At 69.1% G+C, this 23,943-nt stretch carries 17 protein-coding genes; 12 read left to right on the top strand and 5 right to left on the bottom strand.

Going from position 1 to position 23,943, the window contains the following annotated elements; all coding sequences use genetic code 11:
- Positions 1–293 precede the first annotated feature (293 nt).
- Positions 294–962, bottom strand: coding sequence for a class II aldolase/adducin family protein (locus tag R0145_RS05590; RefSeq protein ID WP_317839380.1), 669 nt, complete (start codon positions 960–962; stop codon positions 294–296).
- 436 nt (positions 963–1,398) lie between these two features.
- Between R0145_RS05590 and R0145_RS05595 the strand changes: the two genes are divergently transcribed.
- Both R0145_RS05595 and R0145_RS05600 read left to right on the top strand, forming a co-directional pair.
- Positions 1,399–2,346: a sugar kinase gene (locus R0145_RS05595; protein WP_317839381.1), complete on the top strand. Its 948-nt coding sequence runs from the start codon at positions 1,399–1,401 to the stop codon at positions 2,344–2,346.
- Positions 2,347–2,451: 105 nt separating this feature from the next.
- Positions 2,452–3,258 carry a DeoR/GlpR family DNA-binding transcription regulator gene (locus tag R0145_RS05600; RefSeq protein ID WP_317839382.1) on the top strand — a complete coding sequence of 269 codons (807 nt, stop codon included), beginning with the start codon at positions 2,452–2,454 and terminating at the stop codon, positions 3,256–3,258.
- Positions 3,259–3,689: 431 nt separating this feature from the next.
- On the opposite strand, the gene R0145_RS05605 is transcribed toward R0145_RS05600, so the two are convergent.
- The 4 genes from R0145_RS05605 to R0145_RS05620 all read right to left on the bottom strand — a co-directional run bounded on the left by R0145_RS05605 (position 3,690) and on the right by R0145_RS05620 (position 9,462).
- Positions 3,690–4,370 carry a hypothetical protein gene (locus R0145_RS05605; RefSeq protein ID WP_317839383.1) on the bottom strand — a complete coding sequence of 227 codons (681 nt, stop codon included), beginning with the start codon at positions 4,368–4,370 and terminating at the stop codon, positions 3,690–3,692.
- Between the two features lie 275 nt (positions 4,371–4,645).
- Entirely contained in the window at positions 4,646–7,336 is a 2,691-nt protein-coding gene (gene lanKC, locus R0145_RS05610; RefSeq protein ID WP_317839384.1) for a class III lanthionine synthetase LanKC, read from the bottom strand.
- A 189-nt stretch (positions 7,337–7,525) separates the two neighbouring features.
- Positions 7,526–8,191 carry a response regulator transcription factor gene (locus R0145_RS05615; protein ID WP_317839385.1) on the bottom strand — a complete coding sequence of 222 codons (666 nt, stop codon included), beginning with the start codon at positions 8,189–8,191 and terminating at the stop codon, positions 7,526–7,528.
- Positions 8,191–9,462, bottom strand: a complete 1,272-nt coding sequence (locus R0145_RS05620; RefSeq protein ID WP_317839386.1) for a sensor histidine kinase — start codon at positions 9,460–9,462, stop codon at positions 8,191–8,193. Before R0145_RS05620 ends, R0145_RS05615 begins: the two co-directional genes overlap by 1 nt.
- Positions 9,463–9,634: 172 nt before the next feature.
- Here R0145_RS05620 and R0145_RS05625 point away from each other — a divergent pair, with 172 nt between their 5' ends.
- From R0145_RS05625 to R0145_RS05670, 10 genes are all read left to right on the top strand, one after another.
- Positions 9,635–10,231 (top strand): TetR/AcrR family transcriptional regulator, encoded by a 597-nt coding sequence (locus tag R0145_RS05625; RefSeq protein WP_317839387.1) that lies wholly within the window; start codon positions 9,635–9,637, stop codon positions 10,229–10,231.
- Positions 10,232–10,601: 370 nt separating this feature from the next.
- Positions 10,602–11,669, top strand: a complete 1,068-nt coding sequence (gene pstC / locus R0145_RS05630; RefSeq protein WP_317839388.1) for a phosphate ABC transporter permease subunit PstC — start codon at positions 10,602–10,604, stop codon at positions 11,667–11,669.
- A gap of 8 nt (positions 11,670–11,677) precedes the next feature.
- Positions 11,678–12,997 carry a phosphate ABC transporter permease PstA gene (pstA, locus tag R0145_RS05635; protein ID WP_317839389.1) on the top strand — a complete coding sequence of 440 codons (1,320 nt, stop codon included), beginning with the start codon at positions 11,678–11,680 and terminating at the stop codon, positions 12,995–12,997.
- On the top strand, positions 12,994–14,748 hold the full coding sequence (locus R0145_RS05640) for a phosphate ABC transporter substrate-binding protein PstS (RefSeq protein WP_317839390.1): 1,755 nt from the start codon (positions 12,994–12,996) through the stop codon (positions 14,746–14,748). The genes pstA and R0145_RS05640 overlap by 4 nt, the downstream gene beginning before the upstream one ends.
- Positions 14,749–14,757: 9 nt before the next feature.
- Positions 14,758–17,448: a hypothetical protein gene (locus R0145_RS05645; protein ID WP_317839391.1), complete on the top strand. Its 2,691-nt coding sequence runs from the start codon at positions 14,758–14,760 to the stop codon at positions 17,446–17,448.
- A 164-nt stretch (positions 17,449–17,612) separates the two neighbouring features.
- Positions 17,613–18,869, top strand: coding sequence for a substrate-binding domain-containing protein (locus tag R0145_RS05650; RefSeq protein WP_317839392.1), 1,257 nt, complete (start codon positions 17,613–17,615; stop codon positions 18,867–18,869).
- Positions 18,870–18,985: 116 nt separating this feature from the next.
- Positions 18,986–20,368: an Ig-like domain-containing protein gene (locus tag R0145_RS05655; RefSeq protein WP_317839393.1), complete on the top strand. Its 1,383-nt coding sequence runs from the start codon at positions 18,986–18,988 to the stop codon at positions 20,366–20,368.
- Between the two features lie 278 nt (positions 20,369–20,646).
- Entirely contained in the window at positions 20,647–21,864 is a 1,218-nt protein-coding gene (locus tag R0145_RS05660) for a WxL protein peptidoglycan domain-containing protein (RefSeq protein WP_317839394.1), read from the top strand.
- Positions 21,861–22,673, top strand: coding sequence for a hypothetical protein (locus R0145_RS05665; protein ID WP_317839395.1), 813 nt, complete (start codon positions 21,861–21,863; stop codon positions 22,671–22,673). Before R0145_RS05660 ends, R0145_RS05665 begins: the two co-directional genes overlap by 4 nt.
- The gene (locus tag R0145_RS05670) at positions 22,670–23,698 is read left to right on the top strand and encodes a sortase (RefSeq protein WP_317839396.1); all 1,029 of its coding nucleotides are present in this window, start codon (positions 22,670–22,672) and stop codon (positions 23,696–23,698) included. Before R0145_RS05665 ends, R0145_RS05670 begins: the two co-directional genes overlap by 4 nt.
- The last annotated feature ends 245 nt before the right edge of the window (positions 23,699–23,943 follow it).

Consider the following 23,943-nt stretch of genomic DNA (forward strand, 5'->3'; position numbering starts at 1 on the left):
CGAAGAGAGCGATCCGTGCAGCCCATGCAGTTTTGCGCGTAGTGCAAGAATTTTCAAGTGCGGGTCCGTCGGCCCGGGCAACGACGGCCGTCGGGCACCGTCACGGGGACGAGCACCCTCACGGTCGAGGGGCGCCCCGGCGTGTACGGGTGGCGCCGTTGCCGATTCCTTAGTCTGCCACTCCGGGGTCGGTCAGTGGGGCCGGGTGGTGAGCGGTGCGCCAGCCGGCGGCGGCGCGACAGTGGGTGCGTCCGGTCAGTTCCGGGTGAGCCGGTCAGTTCCGGGCGAGCCAGTCAGTTCCGGGCGAGACGGTTGCGCAGGTGGGCGATCCGGTCCGCGCTCATCCGTCGTTCGCCGCCGAGCATCCGCAGCGCCGCCGTCGTCCGGGCCAGGGCCTCCAGGCGCTCCATCGTCAGGTAGGCGTCCGTCAGGGTGGGACCCCAACTGACGGCCCCGTGGGACTCGAGCAGACAGGCCCGGTGGTGCGCGATCAGGGGCGCGACGGCGTCGGGCAGTTCCTCGGTGCCGGGGGTGGCGAAGGGTGCCACCGGCACCTCCGGCAGCGTCAGGAGCGTCTCGGTCATCAGGTCACCGTGCAGCGCCTCCCCGCGGATCGCGAACGCGGTGGCGTACGGCGGATGGGTGTGCACGACGGCGCCCACGGTGGGGTCGACCCGGTAGACCCGTAGATGCATCAGAATCTCCGAGGACGGCCCCTGTCCGGTCCCCGCGTCGACCACCTCACCGGACCCGGTGACGACGCAGAGCATCTCCTCGGTCAGCATCGCCTTGCTGACCTCGGTAGGGGTGCACAGGATGGTGCCGTCCCGGAGCCGGGCGGACAGGTTCCCGTCGTTGGCGGCGACGAGCTGGCGCTCCCACAGGCGCCGCCCGAGGTCCACCATCAGCCGTCGCAGTCGGGCATCGTCGGCCTGCGGTTCCGACCCTGGGTCAGTGGTCACATCGGCTCCTTCGCCTCGCCGGGGACGCCGTCCCGGCCCGGTCGACTCCGGGCGCGGATTCCTTGGGACATTACGGCCCGGATCGTCTGTAACAGTTAATATCATATTATCTCAGGCTGTGCAGTCCGGTCATCTGCCGCCACCGGGCTTTCCAGCTGCCCTCGATCGAGCCGAACACTGGCTTGTGTGCGTGTCGTTGTGGGTGTTCTGTCGGTCCGGGTGGCGAAGGTCACCGTCCCGGGGTGTGCCGATGTGATTATCACAGTTGCTAACATCCTTGCTGTGGTGCCGATGTACGACGAGGTTCATCGCTGCGGTCGTACCCGAGGCCACCGACAGGCGACTCCGCCGGTCTCCGGACGGGGTGCCAGGACTCACCGGACCGCCATGGGCGTCGGTCGCGACCGCGACGGCGCCCGACCTGAGAGGAAGCTCGATGCCCGACGTCATCTCCTTCGGAGCCCACATCGCCGACGCGCTCGGATGGCCGTTTACGGCGGTCCCGCCGGGTCAGCAGCTCGCCATGCTCAACCGGATCTCGTTCACCGTGGCCGGCACCGCCGCTGCTCCGTCGGTCAACCTGGCCAAGCTCGGTGTCCGGGTCGCAACGGTGGGGCGGATCGGGGACGACTCGATCGGCGCGTTCATCCGCACCACGATGGAGAGGTACGGGGTCGACACCACCCACCTTGTGGTCGACCCGGAGCTGCAGACGTCGTCGAGCCTGCTGCTGATCCGCCCGGACGGCTCGCGGCCGGCCCTGCACGTGATCGGTGCCAATGCCGCCCTCACCGAGGACGACGTCCCCTGGGACGCGGTCGCCGAGGCCAAGGTCTTCCACCTCGGCGGCGCCTTCATCCTCCCGGGCATCGACGGCCGGCCGATGGCCCGCATCCTGGCGAGGGCCAAGGAGCTGGGGTGCATTACCACGGTGGACTTCCTGATGAGTCCCCGCCCGGACGCCCAGGAGCTGATCGGTCCGGCGCTGCCCCACATCGACTACCTGATGCCGAACATCGAGGAGGCGGGCTGGCTGGTGGGCAGCGAGGACCGTGCCGAGATCGTCGCCTGGCTGCACGCCCAGGGAGTCGGCTGCTCGGTGCTGACCATGGGCGGGGAGGGGGTGAGCATCGCCCCGCGGGGCCGGGAGGAGGTCGTCCTGCCGGCGTACGACGTCGACGTGGTCGACACGACGGGGTGCGGCGACGCCTTCACCTCCGGCTTCATCTCGGGCCTGCTCGACGGGTTGGAACCGGCCGACGCCGCCGAACGGGGACTGGCCTGTGGCAGCCTGGTCGCCACCGGCCTCGGATCCGACGCCGGCATCGTCGACCGTGACCAGGTCGAGGAGTTCCGCACCACCCACGCTCGGCTGGCGGTCTGAGCGAGCCGCTCCGGGGCCCGCGGGGCCCCGCCGGGCCCGCCGCGTCGCGGGCCCGGAGCGGCGCAACCGACTGACCACCTGCCCGGCGACCGACCAGGAGACCCGATGACCGCCCCGAGCGACCCAGACCGGGCCACGCCACGCCACCGACCGTTGTCGAAGGCCGCCCGTCTCGACCACATCAGCACGGCCGTCCGCCGTGACGGCTTCGTCAACGTCGACGACCTGGTCGAGTCGCTCGGGGTGAGCCGGATGACCGTGCACCGCGACCTCGACGAGCTCCAGGCCCTCGGCGCGCTGCGGAAGGTCCGCGGGGGTGCCTCGGCCCAACGGTCGACGCGGTACGAGAGCGACCTGCAGTACCGTCTGGCGACGGCGGTCGAGGAGAAGCGGCGGATCGCCGCGGCGGCCGCGGAGCTGGCGAACGACGGTGACGTGGTCATCGTCGACGACTCCACCTCCGCCCTGCAGTTGGTGCCCCACCTCACCCAGCGGCGTCCGCTGACGGTGATCACGAACTCGATGCCCGTGCTGCAGGCCCTCGGTGCGCAGACCGAGGTGAGCGTCATCGCCCTCGGCGGGCGGTACGACGTACGTCATGCCGCGTTCCTCGGCCTGCTCTGCGAGAACAATCTGGCGAGCCTCTACGCCGACGTCCTCTTCGCCTCGACATCCTCGATGCGCGGGCAGGTGCTCTACCACCAGGACCAGGACGTGGTGTCGGTGAAGCGGGCGATGATCCGGGCGGCCGGGCGCCGGGTGCTGCTGCTGGACCACACCAAGGTCGGTCACGGGGCGCTCTACCGGTTGTGCGATGTCAGCGACTTCACCCATGTCGTGGTGGACGACAGGGTGGACGACGAGGTCGTCGGGAGCATCCGGGAGCTGGGTGTCGAGGTCCTGGTCTGCTGACCCGGTGATCCACGAATCCACACAGACACAAATCCACAGCTCTGCGTTTCGCCCGTGCAGATGTGCGTGTCATTCAGCAACTCTGCACGGGCGAAGTGCGCAGGTGTCGGCCTCGGCGATTCGGGTGTCCATCAGTGCGCCCCGACACCCGGCAGGGGGCACACGACCCGATCGGGAGCGATGCAGCAAGCCCGTCCTGAGGGACGGGGTGATTGGCCGTTACTTTTGTCGACGCGCGCCCCGTGGCCCTCGGCCTTCTCCAGCTGATAGACCCTCTGCTTGGTGATGCCGACACAAGCAGTTTTGGTCCGCGTTCTGCCCCCGCACAGGTGCTCGTAGTCGGACAGGTTTGCGGGGGCGAAGTGCGGGGGTGCGGATGCCGGCCCCGACGCGGACTCAGCCTCACCCCGGGGCCGCAGCGACCTCGCCGCTCACGATGCAAGGCCCTCGCGTGTGGCGACGGCGAGGCCCTCACGGGTGGCGACGGCGAGGCCCTCACGGGTGGCGACGGCGAGCCCCTCACGCTCGGCGACGGCGAGGCGTACGGCGGGGGCGATGTCGCCGCTGAGCAGTGCGAGCGCGGGCATCGAGGTGGTCGGGTTCAGCGCGACGTTGCGGCGGACGGCCTTCTTGGCGTCTGTGCTCAGCGCCGTCAGTACGTCGACGGGGGTGTTCGGGTTGGCGGCGACGCACTGGCGTGTGCGGACGTCGTAGGCGGCGAGCACGGTCAGGGTCTCACTGTCCGTTGCCGGGTCGGCTGCCGCGGTCTCGCGTTGCTGTGGTGACCAGGCCGACACCTCCGCGTACGCGGGCAGGTGCCGGACGGCGAGCTGCCGCTCGGCGGCGGCGGAGACCGTGCCGTCGGCGTCCTGGCACAGGGTCCGCAGCACGTGCGCGGTGGTCGCCGGGTTGTAGGCGACCGCGCGCCGCACCCTCGCCTCCTCATGCGTGGCGAGGTCTTTCAGGACATGCTTCGGGCAGGAGGGGTTGTGCGCCATCTTCGGGTTGGTCGACGGATGCCTGCGCGCGAGGATCGTCAGGGCCTCAGTGGACGTCGCGGGGTCGGCGGCGGTCGCAGCGAGCCGCTGGCTGCGCCGCTTCTCGGCCCTCACCTCGTGACGGTGACGCTGCTGTGACGTGATGCTGTCGTGAAGATCCATGTCCATCATCTGCGGGGGAAAGCGGGTCGGCGTGCCGGACCGGGCCGGCGTGCCGCGGTCCCCCGGGGGCGGCGACCGCGGCACGGATCGGGGAGGACTCAGCACACAGCAGATCCAGTGGATAGGCAGAGGGACGGGCTGAAGGTGCTGAATGAGGGGATAGCGACGGTCCTGTCGGCAGGAACTTCGAGTTTCTGCAGGTCAAGCAGGAAGCGATCGGGCATGGTTCACCTCCCTCCGAGTGAGTGGGCGCAGGAGTCGGCGGAGGCAGTGACCGTGGCGGTCGGCAGCAGGAGCGGCAGCGTCTCCTGCGCCGGATAGTCCGAAGCGTGGGCGAGCAGACCGTAGGCGTCCAACGCCAGCAGCACCCCAGCCGATCCGGTGGCGAGGTCGCAGGACAGGCGCAGCAGCCCGTCGCCTGCGAAGCCGATCCCAGCAGCATGGCGGACGGCGTGAAGTTTCAGGGCCTGGGCATGGGCATCGAGAGCGGCTCGCGATACGGCGGTCGCCAGGCCCTGACGTGCGAGGGTGAGGTGGAGCAGCATCAGCCCGCTGCGTCCGGTGAACAGCCCTGATTGCACCGTGAAGGGTGCGCTGGCGGCGCGCGAGATGCCGTCGAGCGCGGTGGCGTACTTCTCCGATGGCGCCAGATGCAGAAGCAGTTGGGCAAGCACGATCCCGATCCCGGCCGATCCCGATGCGAGGTAAGGCATGAGCCGCCATCCCTCGTCCACCTGCAGTGAGCCGTCGTCTGCGGTGCGACAGTGGAGGAGGTCGTCGTCAAGTGCGTCCATCGCGAGGCGCAGATACTCGCTCTCCCGGGTGCGCTCGAAGAGCCGCAGCGCGAACAGGGCAGTTCCCGACGCGCCCCACATCAGCCCGGCGCCCCGCGATGTCACCGGGGTGTGCTCCGTGAGCTTGGGGAGCATGGCGCGCCTCTGCCGCAGGGTGTGCGCGATCCGGGCGGCGTCCTCGAGCAGGCCAGGATCGCGATTCGCCTCGGAGAGGAAGAGCAGACCGACTCCGGGCAGACCGGCGTACAGGTCATTTCCCAGCTCATCGTGCGTGGTGCCGCGCAGTCGGTGCAGGATGGCGTCTGCCAGGTGGTGCTCGCCACTGCGGCGATGCACCCAGGCGGCACCGGCGAGCCCGTCGTAGAGACCCAGGTTGGTGTCCGCGGCTGCAAGTGCGGCCTCCGTGGCGTGCCGAAACCAACTCAGCGCAAGCGGGTTCACATCGAGCGAGGCTTCCCGCATCGCGTGGATCACTCCGCCCGCACCGTGGGCAAGACCGATGCCGTTCTCGTCGAACTGCGTGGGGTCGCCGGGCCACAGCCGGTCGGAGCGGGAGAAGTCCGGCGCCGCGGCATCGAGCGACCTGCCGATCATCACCGCGATCTCGGAGATCCCAGCCTCCGAGTCGACATCCCAGGCCCGTAGCGCCGTCTGGGCGGCTCGGCCGAGCTGTGACGGCGGTCGCAACGACTGAGGCGTCGGGTCGATGACAGTACGGATGCCCTCTGCCCAGCTCTCGGGCAGCTCGTAGAGCCGGCGGGCGTGGTCGAGCAGGTCGTCGATCTTCTCGCGATCGAGCGCCACGAGCGGCGTCAGCGGACAGAACATGGCGAGCTCGATGCACGCGAGGGCGTACAGGTCGGCAGCGGCGCCACCACGGCCGTCCGGTGGCACGAAGCCGGGCGCACCCATCTGCATGGGGGTGTCGTCGCGCACGGGTGTGCTGAACTCCAGGTCGACCAGCACCGCGCGGCTGTCCGGGGTGATCATCACGTTGCCCGGATGGAGATCGCCGTGCGTGAAACCCGCCGCGTGCAGCCTGGTGAGTGCGACACGCACCTGGTCGCAGATCGCGACCGCCCAGTCGCGGTACGCGACGAAGTCTCTGGGGCGCGAGTCGGATCTGATCTGCGGGGAACGCCGGATCAGCTCGCTGTGGAGAGTGACGTCTCCGAGGTGCTCCAGCACGAGGAAGACGTGATCTCCGACCTGCGCCAGCTCCCGCACGGGGACGATGCCGGGGCCTGCGGCGTCCGTGAGCCGCGCATGTTCGTCGCGTACCCGCTGGGCCGCATCGCGACCGTCCGGGCTGTATCCGATGAACGGACGCCCTTCCTTCAGCACGACTGGCGCGCCCTGCCGATCGGTGCCGAGATACGTGCCGCCGGCATTGGAGAAGGCCAGAGCACTCTGCACCGTGTACGGGAAGTCTGCCGGCGCGGCGCCATCCCCGAGGCTGTCCCATTGCTGCTGCAGAAAGTCCGGAACCGTCACCCAGGCCGGCGGCGCGAAGTACGGCGTCCGGCGATCCTCGACCAGGGTGCCGTCGGGTGCCAGGAGGGCGTACCTCCGATGCCCGGCCTCGCTGCGCAGACGCGCCTGGCTGAAGGCGCCATAGCGTACGAAGGCCGGACCGCGGTGCCAACGCAGGTCGGAAAGGATGTGCGGCGATGGCAGGTGACCCAGGGCCGTGTCGAGGTCGGTCAGTGCGGCGTGCAGGCCCTGCTCATCGGTGGGGTAGATGGTGACGAGCTTCGCCGAGCTCCCGCGATCGGCGTCCTTGCTGAGTTGCGCGGCGACGGTGGCGTGATCGACCAGATGCTTGAACGCCAGCCCGTGCGCGTGGCAGTACCGGGCGGCGACGTCGACGACCTGCGCTGCATGGTCGGGAGTCGCCGACAGGTGGATCTTCCAGCCCTGGTCGGGCAGGGTGATCCCTGGGGGATGCAGGTGAGCCCAGGTGCCGTCCTCGACGCGAAGCCAGCCGTCCCAGTCCAGAGCGGCATCGACCGTCAGAGGCCGCTTCCGCTGCCCTCGGCGCCGGGACGGATGATCGTAGAACGTCGGATCGACTGCCGCGAAGCGGTACAACTGACCATCCATCGGATCCTCCGGTCCGGTCACTCGGTGCGGTCTGACCTCCGCGCGCACGGTCGGGACTCACTCGAGCCTCAGCCGAGGACAGCGTTGCCCGGAGACGGCCCCATTCTGTGCGGACCAGGCCCGGCGGCTCCAGTGCCGATCGGATGCATTGTCCTGGTGCCGATCGGCACCTCGTCGAGCCGGCAAGCGGAGGAGACGCCCGCTGTCGGATCAGTCCAGCAGCCCCTCGCTGGTCGCCCATGCCGCAAGCTCCGCGCGGGAGGCGAGGCCATACTTGGCGAGCAATCGCTCGACCGCGCTTTTGACTCCGCCGTGCGACATCGTCAACTCCTTGGCGATTTCGCGATTGGTCTTGCCCTGCGCCAGCGCACGCACGATCAGCTTCTCGCGCGCGTTGAGCGGATTGGGGTCATGGCTATCGTGGCCGCCCCGCCGTCGATAGTCTGCGAGCAGCCCGGGCAGCACCCGCTCATTGATCACCGAGTTGCCTGCCGCCGCGGCTCGCACTGCGCGGGCAAGGTCAGGTGGGTCGATGTCTTTCAGCAGATAGCTCGTCGCGCCGGCGTCGATGGCGTCGTGCACGTCGCGGTCACCCTCGAAGGTGGTGAGCACCACGACGGCCGCTCCGCTGTCCCCGGCGACGATCTGTCGGGTCGCGGTGATCCCGTCGCCGTCAGGCATCCGCAGATCCATCAGCACGACGTCGGGGTGCAATTCCGCCGTTGCGGCGACGGCCAGCGGTCCCGACGATGCTTCGCCGGTGACCTCGATGTCTGCGTACGGCGCCAAACTTACCCGAAGACCGTTCCGGATCACTGTGTAGTCATCGACGACGAGCACACGAATGTGCTCGTCATGTCGCTCACGTGCTTTCATCATGCCTTCCCGAGAACAGGTTCCTGTGCTTCCAGGGGCAACAGTGCACGGGTCTCCCATCCGCCACCGGCGCGTGGCGCGCTGATGAGAGTTCCGCCGAGAAGCTCGGCCCGTTCACGCATGCCGATCAGCCCATAGCCGGGTCGCGTCGGGCCGGACGGATTTGCGTCAGGAGCCCTGCTCTCTTCATTCGACACCCGGATTTCCAGCCCTTGCGTACCACGCCTGACGGTGACCGTGACACGCGCGTCAGGGGCATGGGTCCGCGCATTACCCAGTGACTCCTGCACAATCCGGTAACACGCCAGCGCCGTACTGTACGTCACGTCCGTCACTTCGTCGTCAATGTGAAGGCAGACGATCTGACCGCCGGCCGCCGCCGCTGCCGTCAGCTGCGCGAGGCCCTCACGCAGGGTGATCCCCGGCATCAGGGCATGCCCGCGACGGGAATCGTCGTCCGTCTGGCGCAGGAGCTTGATCGTCTCGCGGGTGCTCTTGAGGGCGCTCTCACCCTCATCTCGCACCGTGCGGAGGGCATCACGGAGGACGGAGACATCATTCGTCTGCAGGTTCAGCGTTCCCTTGCTGTGGAGCACGATGCTGCCCAGATGGCGCGCGAGAGTGTCGTGGATCTCGCGTGCGATCCGCGTGCGCTCGGCATTGATCGCAGACTTCCGGATCTCCGCGGAAGCCAGACGAAGAGCATCGGCTCTTTCTGCCTCCAGTGCCGCTCGTTTGCGCTGATTGGCGTAAAGGAGGCCGGCGAGGATGGCAAAGACGTACGGTGGGATCACGCGAAGAATTATCGAAATGATTGCGAAGATGGTTACGCCGGCGGCCGAGGTCCCGATAACCAGGTAGATCCCGAGATCGATAGCAACCGCGAGGGCGACCGAGGACACCCATTTTCGTTGTCTGCTGAGCGCCACCAATATCACCAGGGAGAGTGGGAGCGCCGGACTCAGCATGAGCATGCGATCAACGATGAGCAACACTCCGCCCTGGAACAGGGCAAAGGTGACCCAGAAAACGGTCAGCGGCGCGACGGTCGCCCAGCAGATGACGGCTGCCTGCAACGTCAGTGCTGCCAGTGCGCCCCACACCACCATCGGCGCGAGTTGTGGACCGAGCGCGTGCGGGAAGAAGAACTTTGTGGCGACCGCGACGCCGAGCAGGAAATAGCCGGCACCGACGACCCAGCAGAGGATCGCCCAGAGCCAATCGGGGAGGATCAGGCGGGGACGGTCCGGGTGGGTGGGCACCGAAGTCACCGTCGACTTGTATCACCTTCCGGTGTACGGCCGGTGTACGGCGAGAGCGCCGGTATCACGGTGACCTCTGTGTGCAGCGAGTCCTCCCTGTGGTGATCGCCCGTGGTGCCGTTCGGCTCAGGGGGGTGCCGTTCGGCTCAGGATGATGCCGGTCGGCATCTATCATGGCCGGGTGCAGACCCCGGCTCCCGCCCGTCCGACGCGAACCCGTGCCCGGGACCCGAGGGTCCGAGAGGCTCTGCTGGATGCGGCCGCAGGGGAGTTCTGGCGACACGGCCTCGCGGGAACCCGCATCCAGGACATTCTCGAGCACACCACGGCGTCGCGGACGAGCCTGTACGTGAACTTCGCCGAAGGCAAGGAAGACATCGCTCAGGCGCTCGTCGCTGAACGCCGGTGGCAGGCGCTCGTCGAGCAGCACGCGCTCGGCACCGGGCGGGGACTGGACCTGCTGGAATCGTTCCTCACCGCGATCGCGGAGCGGGTGGAGAGCGACCCGTGCGCTCGCGCTCTCGTGCGCGTCGCCCACGAGTTGCCCGATCCGGAAGGCGATTCCGGGCTGCGCGCGTGGCGCAGCCGCATCGCCGAACTGTTGGAACAGGCGAGCCTTGATGGCTCGGCCGCCGGACTGGTCGCCCGCGACGACGTGGCGGACGGTCTGATGGTCCTGCTGCAGGGCGCGATCCTCGCTGTCGAGTCGTCTCTGTCGGTGCTGGAACGGGTCCGGTTGCTCTGGCTGATGGTGCGACCGGGCCTGGTCAGTCGCTGACTGCCCTCTTCGCAAACGAAAAAGATCGAATTCCGCTGGCCTTCGAGCGGGAGCATCTTCCCGTTCACTAGCGAATTTTCACGTCTGCCCATCCCGCGTTCACCAGGCGTTCACTCAAAGAACAGACGAAATAGTTTGCGACGTTGGCGCTGATCCGAGCATGATGGCCATGTCGCTGTGCGGGCCAGCCTGCACAGCGGAGGCATTACGGCTCGCCCCGGTGGAGCAGTCCGGGGGCGGGTGTCCTGGTCAGGAGTGTGCGGAGCACACCATGGCCTCACGGACAGGCGCGGAACCAGGTCTACCTGTGGCGCGAGAAGCCCGGTCAGGCAACCCCTGACCTCGGTCGTCGATCGCGCAAGGAGCCCTGATGTCCCGTACGACCACACCCGGCCTGCTGCCGCAGGACACCGCGGTGTCGGACAGCCTCGCGTTCGGAGGCGGTGCGCCGCCCGGCGGCCCGGCCGATGACCGTCCGCGGACGATGTACATCTCGCGGGGCCTGAAGGACAACCTCTTCCGGGTGGGTGCGCACGGTGGCGGAGTGATCGTCCTTGCGGTGATGACGCTGGTGGGTGTGTTCCTGGCGCTGCGCGGGGCGGAGGCGGTCAAGGCGACGGGGTGGTCGTTCTTGACCGAGCAGAGTTGGGAGCCGGCGGCGGGCCGGTTCGGGATTGCGGCGGTGCTGTTCGGCACGGTGGTGATCGCGCTGGTCGCGATCGTCGTCGCGCTGCCCCTCGCGCTCGGCGTGGCCACCTACATCTCGGAGTACGCCCCGGCAGGGATGAAGACCTTCCTGACGAACATCGTGGATCTGATGGCCGCGATCCCCAGCATCGTGTATGGCCTGTGGGGGTTCTACTGGCTGCAGGGTGAACTCATCCCGGTCGCCCAGTGGATCAGCCACTACCTGGGCTGGATCCCGATGCTCGCGGTGCCGCAGTTCGACCCGAAGGATCCCCTCGCCACGCCGACCGTGTTCACCAGCTCCGCGTTCCTGGCAGGTCTGGTGGTTGCGCTGATGGTCGCGCCGATCGCGGCGTCGATCATGCGAGAGGTGTTCAGCCAGGCCCCCATCGGTGAGCGCGAGGGTGCGCTCGCGTTGGGGTCGTCGAAGTGGGGGATGATCACCAGCGTCGTCTATCCGTTCGGGATGGGCGGCATCATCGGCGGCACCATGCTCGGCCTCGGCCGGGCGCTGGGCGAGACCATCGCGGTCTACATCGTCATCTCTCCGATCTTCGTGATCAACGGGCACATCCTGTCCACCGGCTCGAACAGCATCTCGGCACTGATCGCGCTGCGCTACTCCGAGGCGACCCCGCTGGAACTGTCCGGCCTGATGGCCGCGGGCCTCGTCCTCTTCCTGATCACGATGGCCGTCAACTTCCTCGCCGGCGCCATCGTCTCCCGTTCCCGCTCCGGCGCCTCGAGCTGAGGCCCGCCATGACCACCACGAATGCGACAGACAACGACATGACCGAGATCATCACCGACCGGCCGCACCGGAGCGCGAGCGGCTTCGACCGGATTCCTGACTCGCACGTCCCCGACCGGATCACTCGCACCCACGTCCCCGGCCGGGAGGGGCGTTCCCACCCGATCCGGCACGAGGTGAAGCGGGAGCTGACGACGATCCGCCGCGAGGACATCCTGCGGATCGTCGGCGCGGGCCTGGCAGCCCTTGCTCTGACAGGCTGGCTGTTCCAGCAGCTCCTCCCGTTCGCAGGCCCCCTTCCGTTCACGCTGTTCGCCTATGGGCTGTTCCTGCTGTTCTTCGTCGTCCTCGTCTCCTTCGACGAGGACAAGGTCGCCATCCGCGACAGGGTGATGGCAGTGATCATCCACTCCTCGGCGGTGGTGTTGCTGCTCGCCCTGGCCGTGGTGGTCATCTTCACCCTGCTGCGCGGGTCGGATGCGTTCCTGCGATGGAACTTCTGGACCCAGGACATGTCGATGGCCGGTCCCCTCGACCCGGTGACGGTGGGCGGCATGGCGCACGCCGCGATCGGGACGCTGATCGTGATCGCCATCGCCCTGGCCATCGCGATCCCGTTGGGGGTGATCACCGCGGTGATGATGGCCGAGTTTCCCTCGCCGTTCACCCGCGTCGTCCGCACCGTGGCCGAGGCGATGACCGCTCTGCCGTCCATCGTCTGCGGCCTGTTCATCTACGCCACCTACATCCTCATGTTCGGGCTCCCACAGTCCGGGTTCGCCGCTGCGCTCGCCGTGACCATCATGATCCTGCCGATCATCATCCGCTCCGCCGACGTGGTGCTGCGCCTCGTCCCGGCCACGCTCAAGGAGGCGGCGCTGGCGACCGGGGCGAGCCACTGGGACACGGTGATGAAGGTGGTGCTGCCCACCAGCCGCTCCGGCCTGATGACCGCCATCGTGCTGGGCACCGCCCGCGGCATCGGCGAGACCAGCCCCGTGCTGCTGACCGCGGGATGGACCACGTTCTTCAACCTCAACCCGTTCCAGGGCGCGATGGTCACCCTCCCGTTCGCCACGTTCACCCTGGTCAAGTCACCGGAGGAGACGATGATCGCCCGCGGGTTCGGTGCCGCCGCGGTGCTCATGCTGCTCGTCTTCGTGCTCTTCCTCATCGCCCGCCTCATCGGCGGCAGGGGCCCCGGCATCCTGTCGCCCCGGCAGGCCGCCGGCGCCCGCCGGGCCAGCGCCCGCGACGTGCGCCGGTTCGAGGAACGCCACCAGACCACCTTCACTCGTGAGACCACCAAGATGGGAGTGCGTCAATGACCGGCGAGCGACGAGGCCGGGCGACGAACGCGCGGCACTGGACGACCAAGCGGACCACCGCCCTCCTGCTCGGAGTGGCGATGATGATGCTCGGCGTGTTCGGCACGATCGCCCCGCCGCAAGCGGCGGCGGTCGGCACCACGTATGTCCCGATCACCGGGTCGGGCTCCACCTGGTCGGAGAACGCGCTGGCGGCCTGGATCCGCAACGTGTGGGGGAACCATCAGTGGAAGATCGAGTACTCCGGCGGCGGCTCCACTCAGGGTCGCACTGACTTCGCCAACGGCACCAAGGACTTCGGCGTCTCAGAGATCCCCTACGGCATTGCCAACTCGAACGAAGCCGACCGGCGGCCCGAGCGCGGGTTCGCCTACATGCCGATCGTTGCCGGTGGCACCGCGTTCATGTACAACCTGTCCATCGGCGGCAAGCGCGTCACGAACCTGCGCCTGTCCGGCGACACGGTGGCGAAGATCTTCACCGGCGTCATCACCCGCTGGAACGACCCGGCGATCAGCGCCGACAATCCCCAGCTCGCTCTCCCGAACATCCCGATCGTGCCGGTGGTGCGCTCCGACGGATCGGGCGCGACCGCACAGGTGTCGATCTGGCTGCGCCAGGAGCACACCGCGGTGTGGGACGCCTACTGCCCGAAGGTGGGCAGGCCGATGGTGAACGGGCACTGCGGTGTCACGTCGAACTACCCGACGGTGCCCGGCAGTGGCTTCATCTCCAAGAAGGGCTCCGAAGGTGTCTCCGGCTACGTCGCCCAGTCGTACGCGGCAGGGGCGATCACCTTCGTGGAGTACTCCTACGCCCTCAACTCCGGCTTCCCGGTCGCGAAGCTGCTCAACAGCGGCGGCTACTACACCGAGCCGACCGCGGCGAACGTCGCCGTGGGGTTGTTGCAGGCGCACATCAACGAGGACCAGACCTCCCCGGACTACCTGACGCAGGACTTGCGCGACGTCTACACCAACAAGGACACCCGCACCTACCCGCTCAGCTCGTACTCCTACATCATCCTGCCGACCAAGCTCGAGTTCGGCTTCACCGAGAACAAGGGCAAGACCCTCGGCGCCTTCGGCTCCTACTTCCTCTGCGACGGTCAGCGACAGGCCGAGGTGCTCGGCTACTCGCCGATGCCGGTCAACCTGGTGCTCGGGGCGCAGCGCCAGCTCAAGAAGGTGCAAGGCGGTGACCCGGCCGAGACCGGGTTCGCGGTGAAGGACTGCAACAACCCGACCCTCGACCCGAACGACCCCAACGGCAACGCCCTCGCCAAGGGCGCGCCCTTCCCCAAGGCGTGCGACAAGCAGGGCCCGGTGCAGTGCTCGGACGGAACGGGCGGTGCGAAGGACACCTCCACCGCGCCGAGCTCGGGCGGGGGCGCGCAGGGCACCACTGGTGGCGGAGGGCAAGCCGGTTCGTCCGCCGCCGGTGGGCCAGGGGGCGCCGCCGGCGGGTCAGCCGACGCTTCCGGCGTCGGGTCTGACGGCCTCGGCGTGGACGAGCTGTCCGGTAGCGGCGCGGGAGTCAACGCCCGCCCTGCCATCGTCGCGGCGAACCCGCAGTCCATTCCCGCACCCGACCTCGGCCTGTCGGCCCCGGCCGCGCTGCTCCTCGGTGGCGCGGGGATCGTGCTGGCGACCGTCGCGCCTCCGCTGCTGAGCAGGCGCCGCAAGAGATTGCTGCCCGGCGCAGTGCCCGGTTCCGTCTCACTGACCCGCGGTTCGCCGCTCGCCCGATAGGAGCCCGACGTGACCGCTATCTCTGCAGCAGTGCGATCGAGGATCGGCCGGTTCCTGGTCGCTGTGACGCTCGCCGCCGTCGTCGGTGCGCTCATCGGAGCCACCGCCTTCACCGCAGCGCCGCCGGCCCGCGCGGCCGGCGGCGACTCCCCGATCACGGTGAAGTGGGCCGGCGGCAATGAGGCAGGCCTGCAGAAATACCAGCCTGACCACGCCGCCCTGACCAGCGATGGCAACGGCAAGGACGCAGGCTCCGGGCACTGGGACGACTTCAAGAATCTCCAGGTCACCGTGTCGAAGACCACGGACCTGGACACCGAGGTCGTTCGGGTCACCGCCAAGGGCATGGCGCCGACCGTCGGGGACCCCGGCCTGAGGAAGAACTTCCTGCAGGTCATGCAGTGCTGGGGGCCTGACCCGCTCGCCGCCGACTTCGCGAAGACCTGCCAGTTCGGCGCCTCGGACCAGACCGCGGGCTTCGCCAGCGCGGACGACCTGATGTACCACACGATCGGGCAGGCCACCTACAACCGCTATGGCTACAAGACCGGATACCTGCCGTTCCGCGCCGTCACCAAGGAGGAGAGCGTCACGGACCAGGTTCCCGCCCCCGGCGGGGGCACACTGACCCGCAACGGCCTCGCCCGGTTCATGGACCCGTCGACGTCGAACGAACTGCCCTATGTGCCGATCGGCGGCGACGGCACGGCGTCGGTGGCCTTCGAGACCCAGGCTGCGACCGCCGCCCCCTACCTCGGCTGCGGCAGCCCGGCCGCCGCGGGACAACGCTGCTGGCTGGTCGTGGTGCCCCGGGGCACGCACGCCGGCGAGCACCCCGGGGCCACCGGCGAGTGCATGCCGAAGAACTACGACCAGAACTACGCACAAATAGGGTCAGCGGTGTCCCCGGACTGCACCTATTTCGCCGACCGCCTGGTCGTCCCGCTCGACTTCAGGGATCCGACCGGGAACTGCGCCGTCGGCTCTGCCGATCGGGCCGTGACGGGCACCGAGTTCGTCGCCGGAGCGATGTCCTCCTGGCAGTCGGCGGCGTGCGCAGCGACCGGAACCAGCTTCGCGCTGACGACGAACTCCGGCGCGCTGTCCCGTGGCCAGTTGCTGACCGGGCAGGCGGACTTCGTGGTTGGCGCGCGGCCGGTGACAAAGGACACCATCGGCACGACGGATCCGGCCCTGCTCGACGGGGCGGAGATCGCCTACGCGCCGCTGGCGAACACGGCCCTGACCATCTCGTATGTCGCCCGCCGCAGCGGTACCGCGATCACCGAGGTGAAACTCACCCCCCGGCTGATCGCCAAGCTGCTCACTCAGAGCTATCGGGACCTGACACCGATCGTCGGCCTGTACCCGGTGACGGACGCGGAGAAAGCCGCTCAATGGGAGGGCTGGGCGCAGCAGCCGCCGGCCAGCATCGTGGCGGATCCGGAATGGGCCGCACTCGGCAACGATCCGCAGCTGAAGAACTTTACCGGCGCGACCGGGTCCTTCGTCGTCTCCGGTCCCTTCGGTGACGACGCGATCGAACTGCTCTGGCGGTACGTGCTCGCGGACGCCGACGCGGTGGCTTTCCTGAGCGGAAAGCCTGACCCGTGGGGGAACTCGGTCAACCCCTACTACCTGCCCCCGGGGCACCCGAAGGCGAAGGGCGGCGGCTACGATGTCGACCTGTCGCGCACGGCGATCGACACCGTGCCCCGCGCCGACCAGACCATGTACCCCTCTGTCGAGGAAGCGGCACGGACGACAAAAGGCCAGCGGGTCGACTCGGTGACCCTGCTGCCGTTCTCCACATCGCTGCAGGCCAACGCGCAAAGGGTGTTCCGTGTGGACACCCGGTACACCGGCATATGGAACAAGCTGCAGTTCAACTCCGCCGGTGAAGCCGGAGCCTTTGCCCCGGTCGCCTCCGAGCAATTCAGCGAGTCCCAATGGATCGTGGGCCCGACGACCGCGAACGCCGCGGCCGCGTACGGCCTCAGCACGGCGCAACTCGCGATCCCGCTGTCCACCACGACGACAAATGACACCGTCCGGACAGCCCGACACTTCGCCGGGCTGAGCACGGCATCGATGGCGACGGCGATCGCCACGGACACGCCGGACCCGGCCACCGGGGTGGCGTCGAGGGACTTCACCCGGCTCCCCGGCGACGCCTATCCGCTCACCACCACCCTCTACGGCGCCGTCGACCTGGGCTGCGGACGGCTGGACAAGGCCGCCCGAACGCAGTACGCGGGGCTGATCGACTATGTCGAGGGCGACCGAGCGAACACGCCGGGAACCCAGCGCGGGCAGCTTCCGGAGGGGTACACGCCCCTCACGGGGGCCCAACGCGACCAGGGAAAGGCCGTCGCCGTCAAGCTCCGCAGCGAGGCGAACTGCTCCCCCTCGGCGCCCGGCGGTGCCGATCCCCAGGGCAACGGCTCCGCATCCTCCGACACCGCCTCCTCCGACCCGGGAGCGACCGTCCCGGACAGTGCGGTCGATCCCGGGGCGAACGGCCCCGGTGGTAACGCGCCGGCGACCCAGACCGAGATGAGTGCCGCGGCCGGCGAGGCCGGGACGAAGACACCTGCCACCGTCGGGCAGGGGGCCGCCGTCGGCGGCGCGCTCGCCGCGAGCGTCGCGGGCCTGCTCGGTACACCGTTCCTGCTGCGACGACGTGGCATGGGCGGATGAGTTGAAGCGCCCGCCCCCGTGTGCGGGCTCCGACAACTCCACATAGACACTCGTTCGCCCCGGATGACGAACGAGGAGGCCCCCACCCGGGGCTGGAAACTCAGGGTGGGGGCCGGGCGCCACCAGGCGCGCCAACGGGAAACAATAGCAGAAAGGCTATTCCCATGAAGACCATCTGGAGGAGGGCCCTCGCGGCCGTCCTCGCCACCGTGGCCGGTCTCGCGTTCGGCAACGCGCCGGCCGCGCACGCCGACCCCAGCGGAGCACCCGCTCCCCGCGTGCTGAACGGTGTCGGCTCCGACACCACCCAGGACATCAACAACGGCCTGGCGGCGGTCGTCAAGGACGGCAGCGGCAACCTGCTGCTCGGCTCCTGGGATGCGACCCCGCAGCCCTCGACCATCACGCCCGTCACCACCACCTTCCCGCGCCCCGACGGGTCGGGCGCGGGCATCTCGGCCCTGCGCGCGGCGAAGACCGGTGGGACCTACCAGGGCGTCACCCTCCTCAACGAGGACCTCCAGTTCGCCCGCTCCTCCAGCGGCGCGACCTGGAAGAAGGACGGCAACGGCGCCTACGCCTACGTCCCGCTCGCGGTGGACGCGGTGTCGTTCGCGGTGTCCAACACCAACAGCGTCATTCCGATCAATGGTGTGGGCAAGCGCGAGCTCCCGCTCGGCACCACCATCGGCCAGGACTCCGACGGCAACGGCGTTCCCGACCTCACCCTGAAGAACATCTACGGCTACGACCGGACGAACCAGATCATCACGCTCGAGGACTCCACGGGCACGGACTACACGGTCGGTGCCCAGGGGACCGGCGCGCAGATCGTTCCGTTCGTCCCGCAGATCAACTCGGGCACCCGCAAGTTCTTCGCCGAGAAGATCCTCGGTTCCGGCGACTGGGTGGCCGCCGACCGCGCTGACTGGGCCTACACCAAGGCCGGCAGCCCCGTCGACGTGCAGGAGCATGACGGCAGCGTCCTGCAGGACGTGCCCGGGGCCATCACCCCGTTCTCGATCGCCAGCTGGATCGCGCAGAACAAGAAGGCCTCGAGCTCGACGTACTTCGACGTCTACTCCGGAGTGTCGGTCACCGACCGTCGCCACGGCGCCGTGCTCGGCTACGTCAACGGTGAGGCGCCCTACACCGGCACCAGCCCCAGTCTCTCGCTGAACACCAGCTTCCCGCTCGCGCGGCCGGTGTTCACCGTGGTGAAGGTGTCGGATCTGACCGCGATCCCGGCACTGGCGGACGTCTTCCAGGGCGGAAACGCCAAGGCCTACACCGCGAAGCGGCCCGGTTCGCTCACGCAGCTTGTCGTTACCGACTTCGGTTTCGGCAACCTGACCGGCGGCGTGCCGATCAACGGCGTCACCTACAACCCGGGTGACACCACCTCCTTCACCGTCGATTGACAGGTCCGGGCGGCGGTCTGCTTCGGCGGGCCGCCGCCCCTCCGCCCGCCGCCCGGCACCGCCGGTGGCCTCGGGCGGTTGGCCCCGTCCACAGGAATCTGCACAGAAAGCGAACCATGACCCGCTCAGCCCCCCCGAAGACCCTCAGGCGGCGCCTGGTGTCGGCCTCGACGATCGTCGTCGCCGCGCTCGGTGCAACGGTGCTCACACCCGTTGCCGCACATGCCGATGCCCTTGGCACAGTGACGCTGGACCCCGCGAAGGAAGTCGCGGGAGCCTACACCTTTGCGCTCAACACGACTTCAGGCAGCTTCATTCAGGACGAGATCTGGGGTCAGATCGCCGCCAACCAGCCGACCCAGCTGAACATCAGCACGGGCTGCCCGGTGGGGTATCGCAAGTCTTCCCGCACGTACTGGGTCGGACCTGACGGAACCTACCAGGACGCCGCGATCGACCGTATGAACCCGAACGCCGCCGACTGGGGACTCCAGGGCAACCCGATCAAACTGTTCGACGACTATGCCGTTGTCTGGACCGCGCTCGGCCCGAACGTGATGGCGAACGGACTCAACAAACTCATCGTCACCTGCGACGCCGTGGCCACACTGAACGAGGAAGGCCTGAAGCCCGGGACGGACTACAAGTACTTCGTCACCACCATCAAGGTGGATCGTACGGCGAAGACCTGGCAGGTCGTCTCCGACACCACCCCGCCGGTCGAGAAGACGGCCACCACCACGGCAGTGACCACGTCGGCCGTGACCGGGACGTCGGCGACGCTGACGGCGAAGGTCGACCCGGCCGACGCCACCGGCACCGTGCAGTTCACCCAGAACGGCACCAACGTCGGCACCCCGGTCCCGGTCACCGGCGGCCAGGCCATCACCTCGGTCTCCGGCCTGACCCCGGCCACCGCCTACACCTTCGGCGCGGTCTACTCCGGCGACGCCACCCACCAGGGCTCCACCGGCGCGGCCGCTCCGGTGACCACCGAGCCGCCGGCGCCCGTCGCCGACAGCTCGAAGTCCGACGTCTCGGTGTCGGTCCCCGCCGAGACCGGAGGCGCCCCGACCGGATTGTCCATCTCGGTCAAGCCCGGTGCCGTCACCCTGTCGGGTGCGGCCACCCGTGACAAGGGTGCCGACTGGCAGGCCACGGGGTCGCTCGGCGGGCTGACGGTGAAGGACGACCGTCAGGTCGCCGGCGCCGCCTGGTCGCTGACCGGCTCCGCGTCGGACTTCGTCGGCGGTGGCAACACCATCGGCGTGTCGAACTTCGGCTGGGAGCCCGCCAAGGTTTCCGGCGCGGGCACCGTCGGCGACCCGGTCGCCCCGGGCGTGAACAACGGCTTGGGTTGGCCGAAGCCGCTGGCGCAGGGCGTGGGCACCAAAGACGCGAACGTGCTGACCGCACTGACCGCGGGCCTGACCCTGAAGGTTCCCGGCGGCACCCCCGCCGGAAACTACAGCTCGGTGCTCTCCCTGACCCTCATCTGAGGTTCCTCACCCCTCGGCGCCGGGTCGCGCCGAGGCCACCGCGACGTCGGTGACGTCGCACAGGGGGTTGCCCCGGGCAGGACGCGCTCCACGCGCTCGGCTCGGGGCAACCCCGCCCCCATGTCCCACGCCTCTCCCACCCCATCTGCTCTCCCACCCCACCTTCTCTCCCACCCCACCTGCCTTACGTCTGCTCTCCCACTGCCCGCGCGGACCGCGACCGACCCCCGGCGGTCGCCAGGACGAGCAGATGCCCTACCGCAAGGAGCACACCCGCCATGCCCGCACCGGCCGCCCGCCTCGCCTTCCTCAGGCATCCCAGACCCCTCAGCCACCGGGCTCGGCCCGCGCTCGCGCTGCTGCTGGCCGTCGTCGTCGCCATCGCAGTGTCCATCGCAGTGCAGCCCGCGATGGCGGCCCCACCTGGCGAGCCGGTGGTGTGGGGGGTGCAGCCCTCCACCCCCAAGGGGCCCGACGGGCGCACCAGGTTCGAGTTCCAGGCCGCATCCGGCACCACCATCAAGGACTGGGTCGCGGTCACCAACCAGGGCACCGTGCCCGGCACGTTCCGGGTCTACGCCGCTGACGCGACCGCCGACCGGTCCGGCGCGTTCTCACTCGTCGGTGCGAACCAGGCCTCCACCGACCTCGGTGCCTGGACCAGCGTGAAGGGTGCCCGCGCGGCCTGCGACGACACCAACGACGCCGCCGAGGCGACCTGCGCGATGGCGGTCGGGTCCACCGTCACCCTGAAACCCGGTGAGCGGGTGAACGTCCCCTTCACCATCACCATCCCCAAGGGGGCCACCCCCGGCGACCACTCCGCCGGAGTCGTCGCCGGTCTGCTCAGCGACGCGGCCAAGGAAGGCGCCTCCGTGCGCGTGGAGAACCGCGTCGGCGCACGCATCTATCTGCGCGTCGACGGGCCCGTCTCACCCGGCATCGGTGTGACCGGCAGCACCGGGGGATACAACCCCTCCCTCATCCCGTTCGCACCCGGCAGCGCCTACCTCGGGTTCGACGTCGCCAACACCGGCAACGCGCGCATCAGCGTCGCCCCCGAAGTGGCCCTCACCGGCCCCTTCGGCATCCCTCTGGGCACCGTGAAGCTCGACACCGTCGCGAACCTCGTGCCCGGGGCGACCACGCACGTCGAAGCCGAGCTCCCCGGCATCCCCCCGCTGCTGGTGCTGTTCGCACGCCTGACCGCGACACCCGTGCCTGCCGACGGCGTCGCCGCCGGGGACCCGATGCCCGCCCCCGTCACCACATCAGTCACCACCTGGGCGGTCCCGTGGACCGGGCTGCTGCTCGTGTTCCTCATCGCCGGGCTGGTGTGGTTCGAGCGGCGGCGTCGCCTGCAGCGCCGTGAGCGGATGGCGCAGGAACTCGCCGACTTCGCCGACAGCATCCGCTCCGAACAGACCACTCCCGCAGACCCCGCGCCGATCGGTGCCGGATTCGTACCCCGCAATACAGAGGACGGCAACGCATGACCACGCAACGCCTCACCCCGCGCCGCCGGCGCATTCGCCTCCTGCTGGGGGTGATCCTCGTGAGCGCACTGTGGGCAATGCCCGCCGCCGCGCACGCCGACAACAGCGGCAGTGACGTGACCGTCGCCGTTCCCACTGAACAGCCCGGCGTCGTTGACCCCACTCCCACTCCCACGCCGACCCCGACCCCGACGGACCCGCCGGGCGGGACCCCCGGCGCTGGAGACAACCCGGGTGGCGGCACTGTCCCGGGCGGCAGTAACCCCGGTGGCGGCAGTAACCCCGGAGGTGGTGACAACCCTGGCGGCGGCAGTAACCCTGGCGGCGGTGGCAGTAACCCCGGCGGTGGCGGCGCGTGCACCCCGGCCGAGCCGGCGATTCCGACCAGCCCGGCCACCTCCGGCGGGAAGGTCACGTTCGACAAGGACATGTACCGGGTCGGGGAGAAGATCACTGCCACCGCGTCCGGCTACGGTGCGGGCGAACACGTGCAGCTGGTGATGTTCAGCGACCCGACACTGATCGGCTCGTTCACCGCCGACCAGACCGGGCAGGTGCACGCCTCGTTCCCGGTCGCGGGGGACATGCTGCCCGGTTCGCACACCGTCCAGTTCACCGGCTGGTGCAAGGCCGTGGCGGTCGGGACGGTGCTCATCGGCACCAACACGGCGGCCAGCATGCCGGCGACCGGGGGCCTCCCCGCCTGGCTGTGGTGGGTCGGCGGCACCCTGCTCGCCCTGCTCCTGGCAGCGGGCGTCTGGTACGTCATCCGGCTGATGCGCGAACCCGAGGGTGAGGCTGCCCGATGACCATCGACACCCTCACCGACACCGTCGACGCCACCGACACCGTCGACGCCGCGGCCGGGAACTCCCTTGACACCACTGATGCCAAGCCCGTGGGACCCGTCCGGTTCGGGCGTCCGAGGGCAACGGCGAAACCCAAGCGCAAGCTGCTGCCCGCACCCAAGAAGCGCCCACCCGTGGTCCGCGACGGCAGGTGGTGGACCGGAATTGCGGTCTTTACCATCTCTGCCCTGATGATGGGCTTCGTCATCCACGTCGCCCTGCTCTCGGCCGGGCAGCACTACCGTGACCAGCTCATTGCCTACGGCGAGTTACGCACCGGCCTCGCCGAAGCTGAGACCCCGGTCGGGCCGCTGGATGTGAACGGAGAGATCGTCGCCCCAGGCACTCCCGTCGCCCTGATCACCTCCGACGCGATCGGCCTGAACGAGGTCGTCCTCGAAGGCTCCTCCTCCGCAGTGCTGCGCTCCGGCCCAGGCCACCGGCGCGACACCGTCATGCCCGGGCAGGCAGGCACCAGCGTCATCCTCGGCCGACAGCTCGGCTATGGCGGACCGTTCAGCCGGCTCCACAGGCTCGCCCCCGGCAACGAGTTGACCATCACCACCGGGCAGACCGTGGCCAAGTACAAAGTGTTCGGCATCCGCCGCACCGGTGACCCCCTGCCCGCCCCGCTGAGGGCAGGGCAGGGCCGCCTCGAACTGCTCACCGCGGACGGCTTGCCCCTCTATGCCAGCGGGGTGCTGCACATCGACGCCGAACTCATCACCCCCGTCCAGGAGACCCCCGCCCGCGCGCTGGCCACTGCGGCCCTGCCCGCCCCGGAGCGAGCGATGGGGCAGGACCCGTCCGGGTGGTTCATCGGCTTCTTCTACGCGGTGTTCTTCCTCGCCGCCGGCCTCGGCACCTGGTGGCTGTGGACCACTTGGGGACGCCGGCAAGCCTGGGTGGTCGGACTGCCCATCATGATCTTCCTCGGCGTATTGGTCTGCGACCAAGTGATGGACGCGCTCCCCAACCTCATCTGACCCCCTGATTCCTGAAAGAGAACCGATATGCGACCCGACGTCGACTCACCGACCGCCCGCAACTCACCCTCCTGGGCGGAGGACGTCACCGAAGTGCACCCCTCTGCCGCCACCCCGTCCCGGGCCTGGACGCCCGCGGACGACGACCTCACTTCCGTACAGCCCTCGCTCCCGCAGCCCTCGTTCGCACCGCCCTCGTTCACGCAGACAGCGGTCGTCGGACAGGCCGGGATCGTGCCCCCCGC

The sequence above is a fragment of the Raineyella sp. W15-4 genome, assembly GCF_033170155.1.
Taxonomy (GTDB): Bacteria; Actinomycetota; Actinomycetes; order Propionibacteriales; family Propionibacteriaceae; genus Raineyella.

What these genes read in the sequence shown, in the direction of transcription:
- R0145_RS05600 (WP_317839382.1), top strand. Translation starts at nt 2,452, where the DNA reads ATGACCGCCCCGAGCGACCCAGACCGGGCCACGCCACGCCACCGACCG.
- R0145_RS05655 (WP_317839393.1), top strand. Translation starts at nt 18,986, where the DNA reads ATGACCCGCTCAGCCCCCCCGAAGACCCTCAGGCGGCGCCTGGTGTCG.
- R0145_RS05595 (WP_317839381.1), top strand. Translation starts at nt 1,399, where the DNA reads ATGCCCGACGTCATCTCCTTCGGAGCCCACATCGCCGACGCGCTCGGA.
- R0145_RS05640 (WP_317839390.1), top strand. Translation starts at nt 12,994, where the DNA reads ATGACCGGCGAGCGACGAGGCCGGGCGACGAACGCGCGGCACTGGACG.
- R0145_RS05665 (WP_317839395.1), top strand. Translation starts at nt 21,861, where the DNA reads ATGACCACGCAACGCCTCACCCCGCGCCGCCGGCGCATTCGCCTCCTG.
- R0145_RS05615 (WP_317839385.1), bottom strand. Translation starts at nt 8,191, where the DNA reads ATGAAAGCACGTGAGCGACATGACGAGCACATTCGTGTGCTCGTCGTC.
- R0145_RS05650 (WP_317839392.1), top strand. Translation starts at nt 17,613, where the DNA reads ATGAAGACCATCTGGAGGAGGGCCCTCGCGGCCGTCCTCGCCACCGTG.
- pstA (WP_317839389.1), top strand. Translation starts at nt 11,678, where the DNA reads ATGACCACCACGAATGCGACAGACAACGACATGACCGAGATCATCACC.
- R0145_RS05670 (WP_317839396.1), top strand. Translation starts at nt 22,670, where the DNA reads ATGACCATCGACACCCTCACCGACACCGTCGACGCCACCGACACCGTC.
- R0145_RS05660 (WP_317839394.1), top strand. Translation starts at nt 20,647, where the DNA reads ATGCCCGCACCGGCCGCCCGCCTCGCCTTCCTCAGGCATCCCAGACCC.
- pstC (WP_317839388.1), top strand. Translation starts at nt 10,602, where the DNA reads ATGTCCCGTACGACCACACCCGGCCTGCTGCCGCAGGACACCGCGGTG.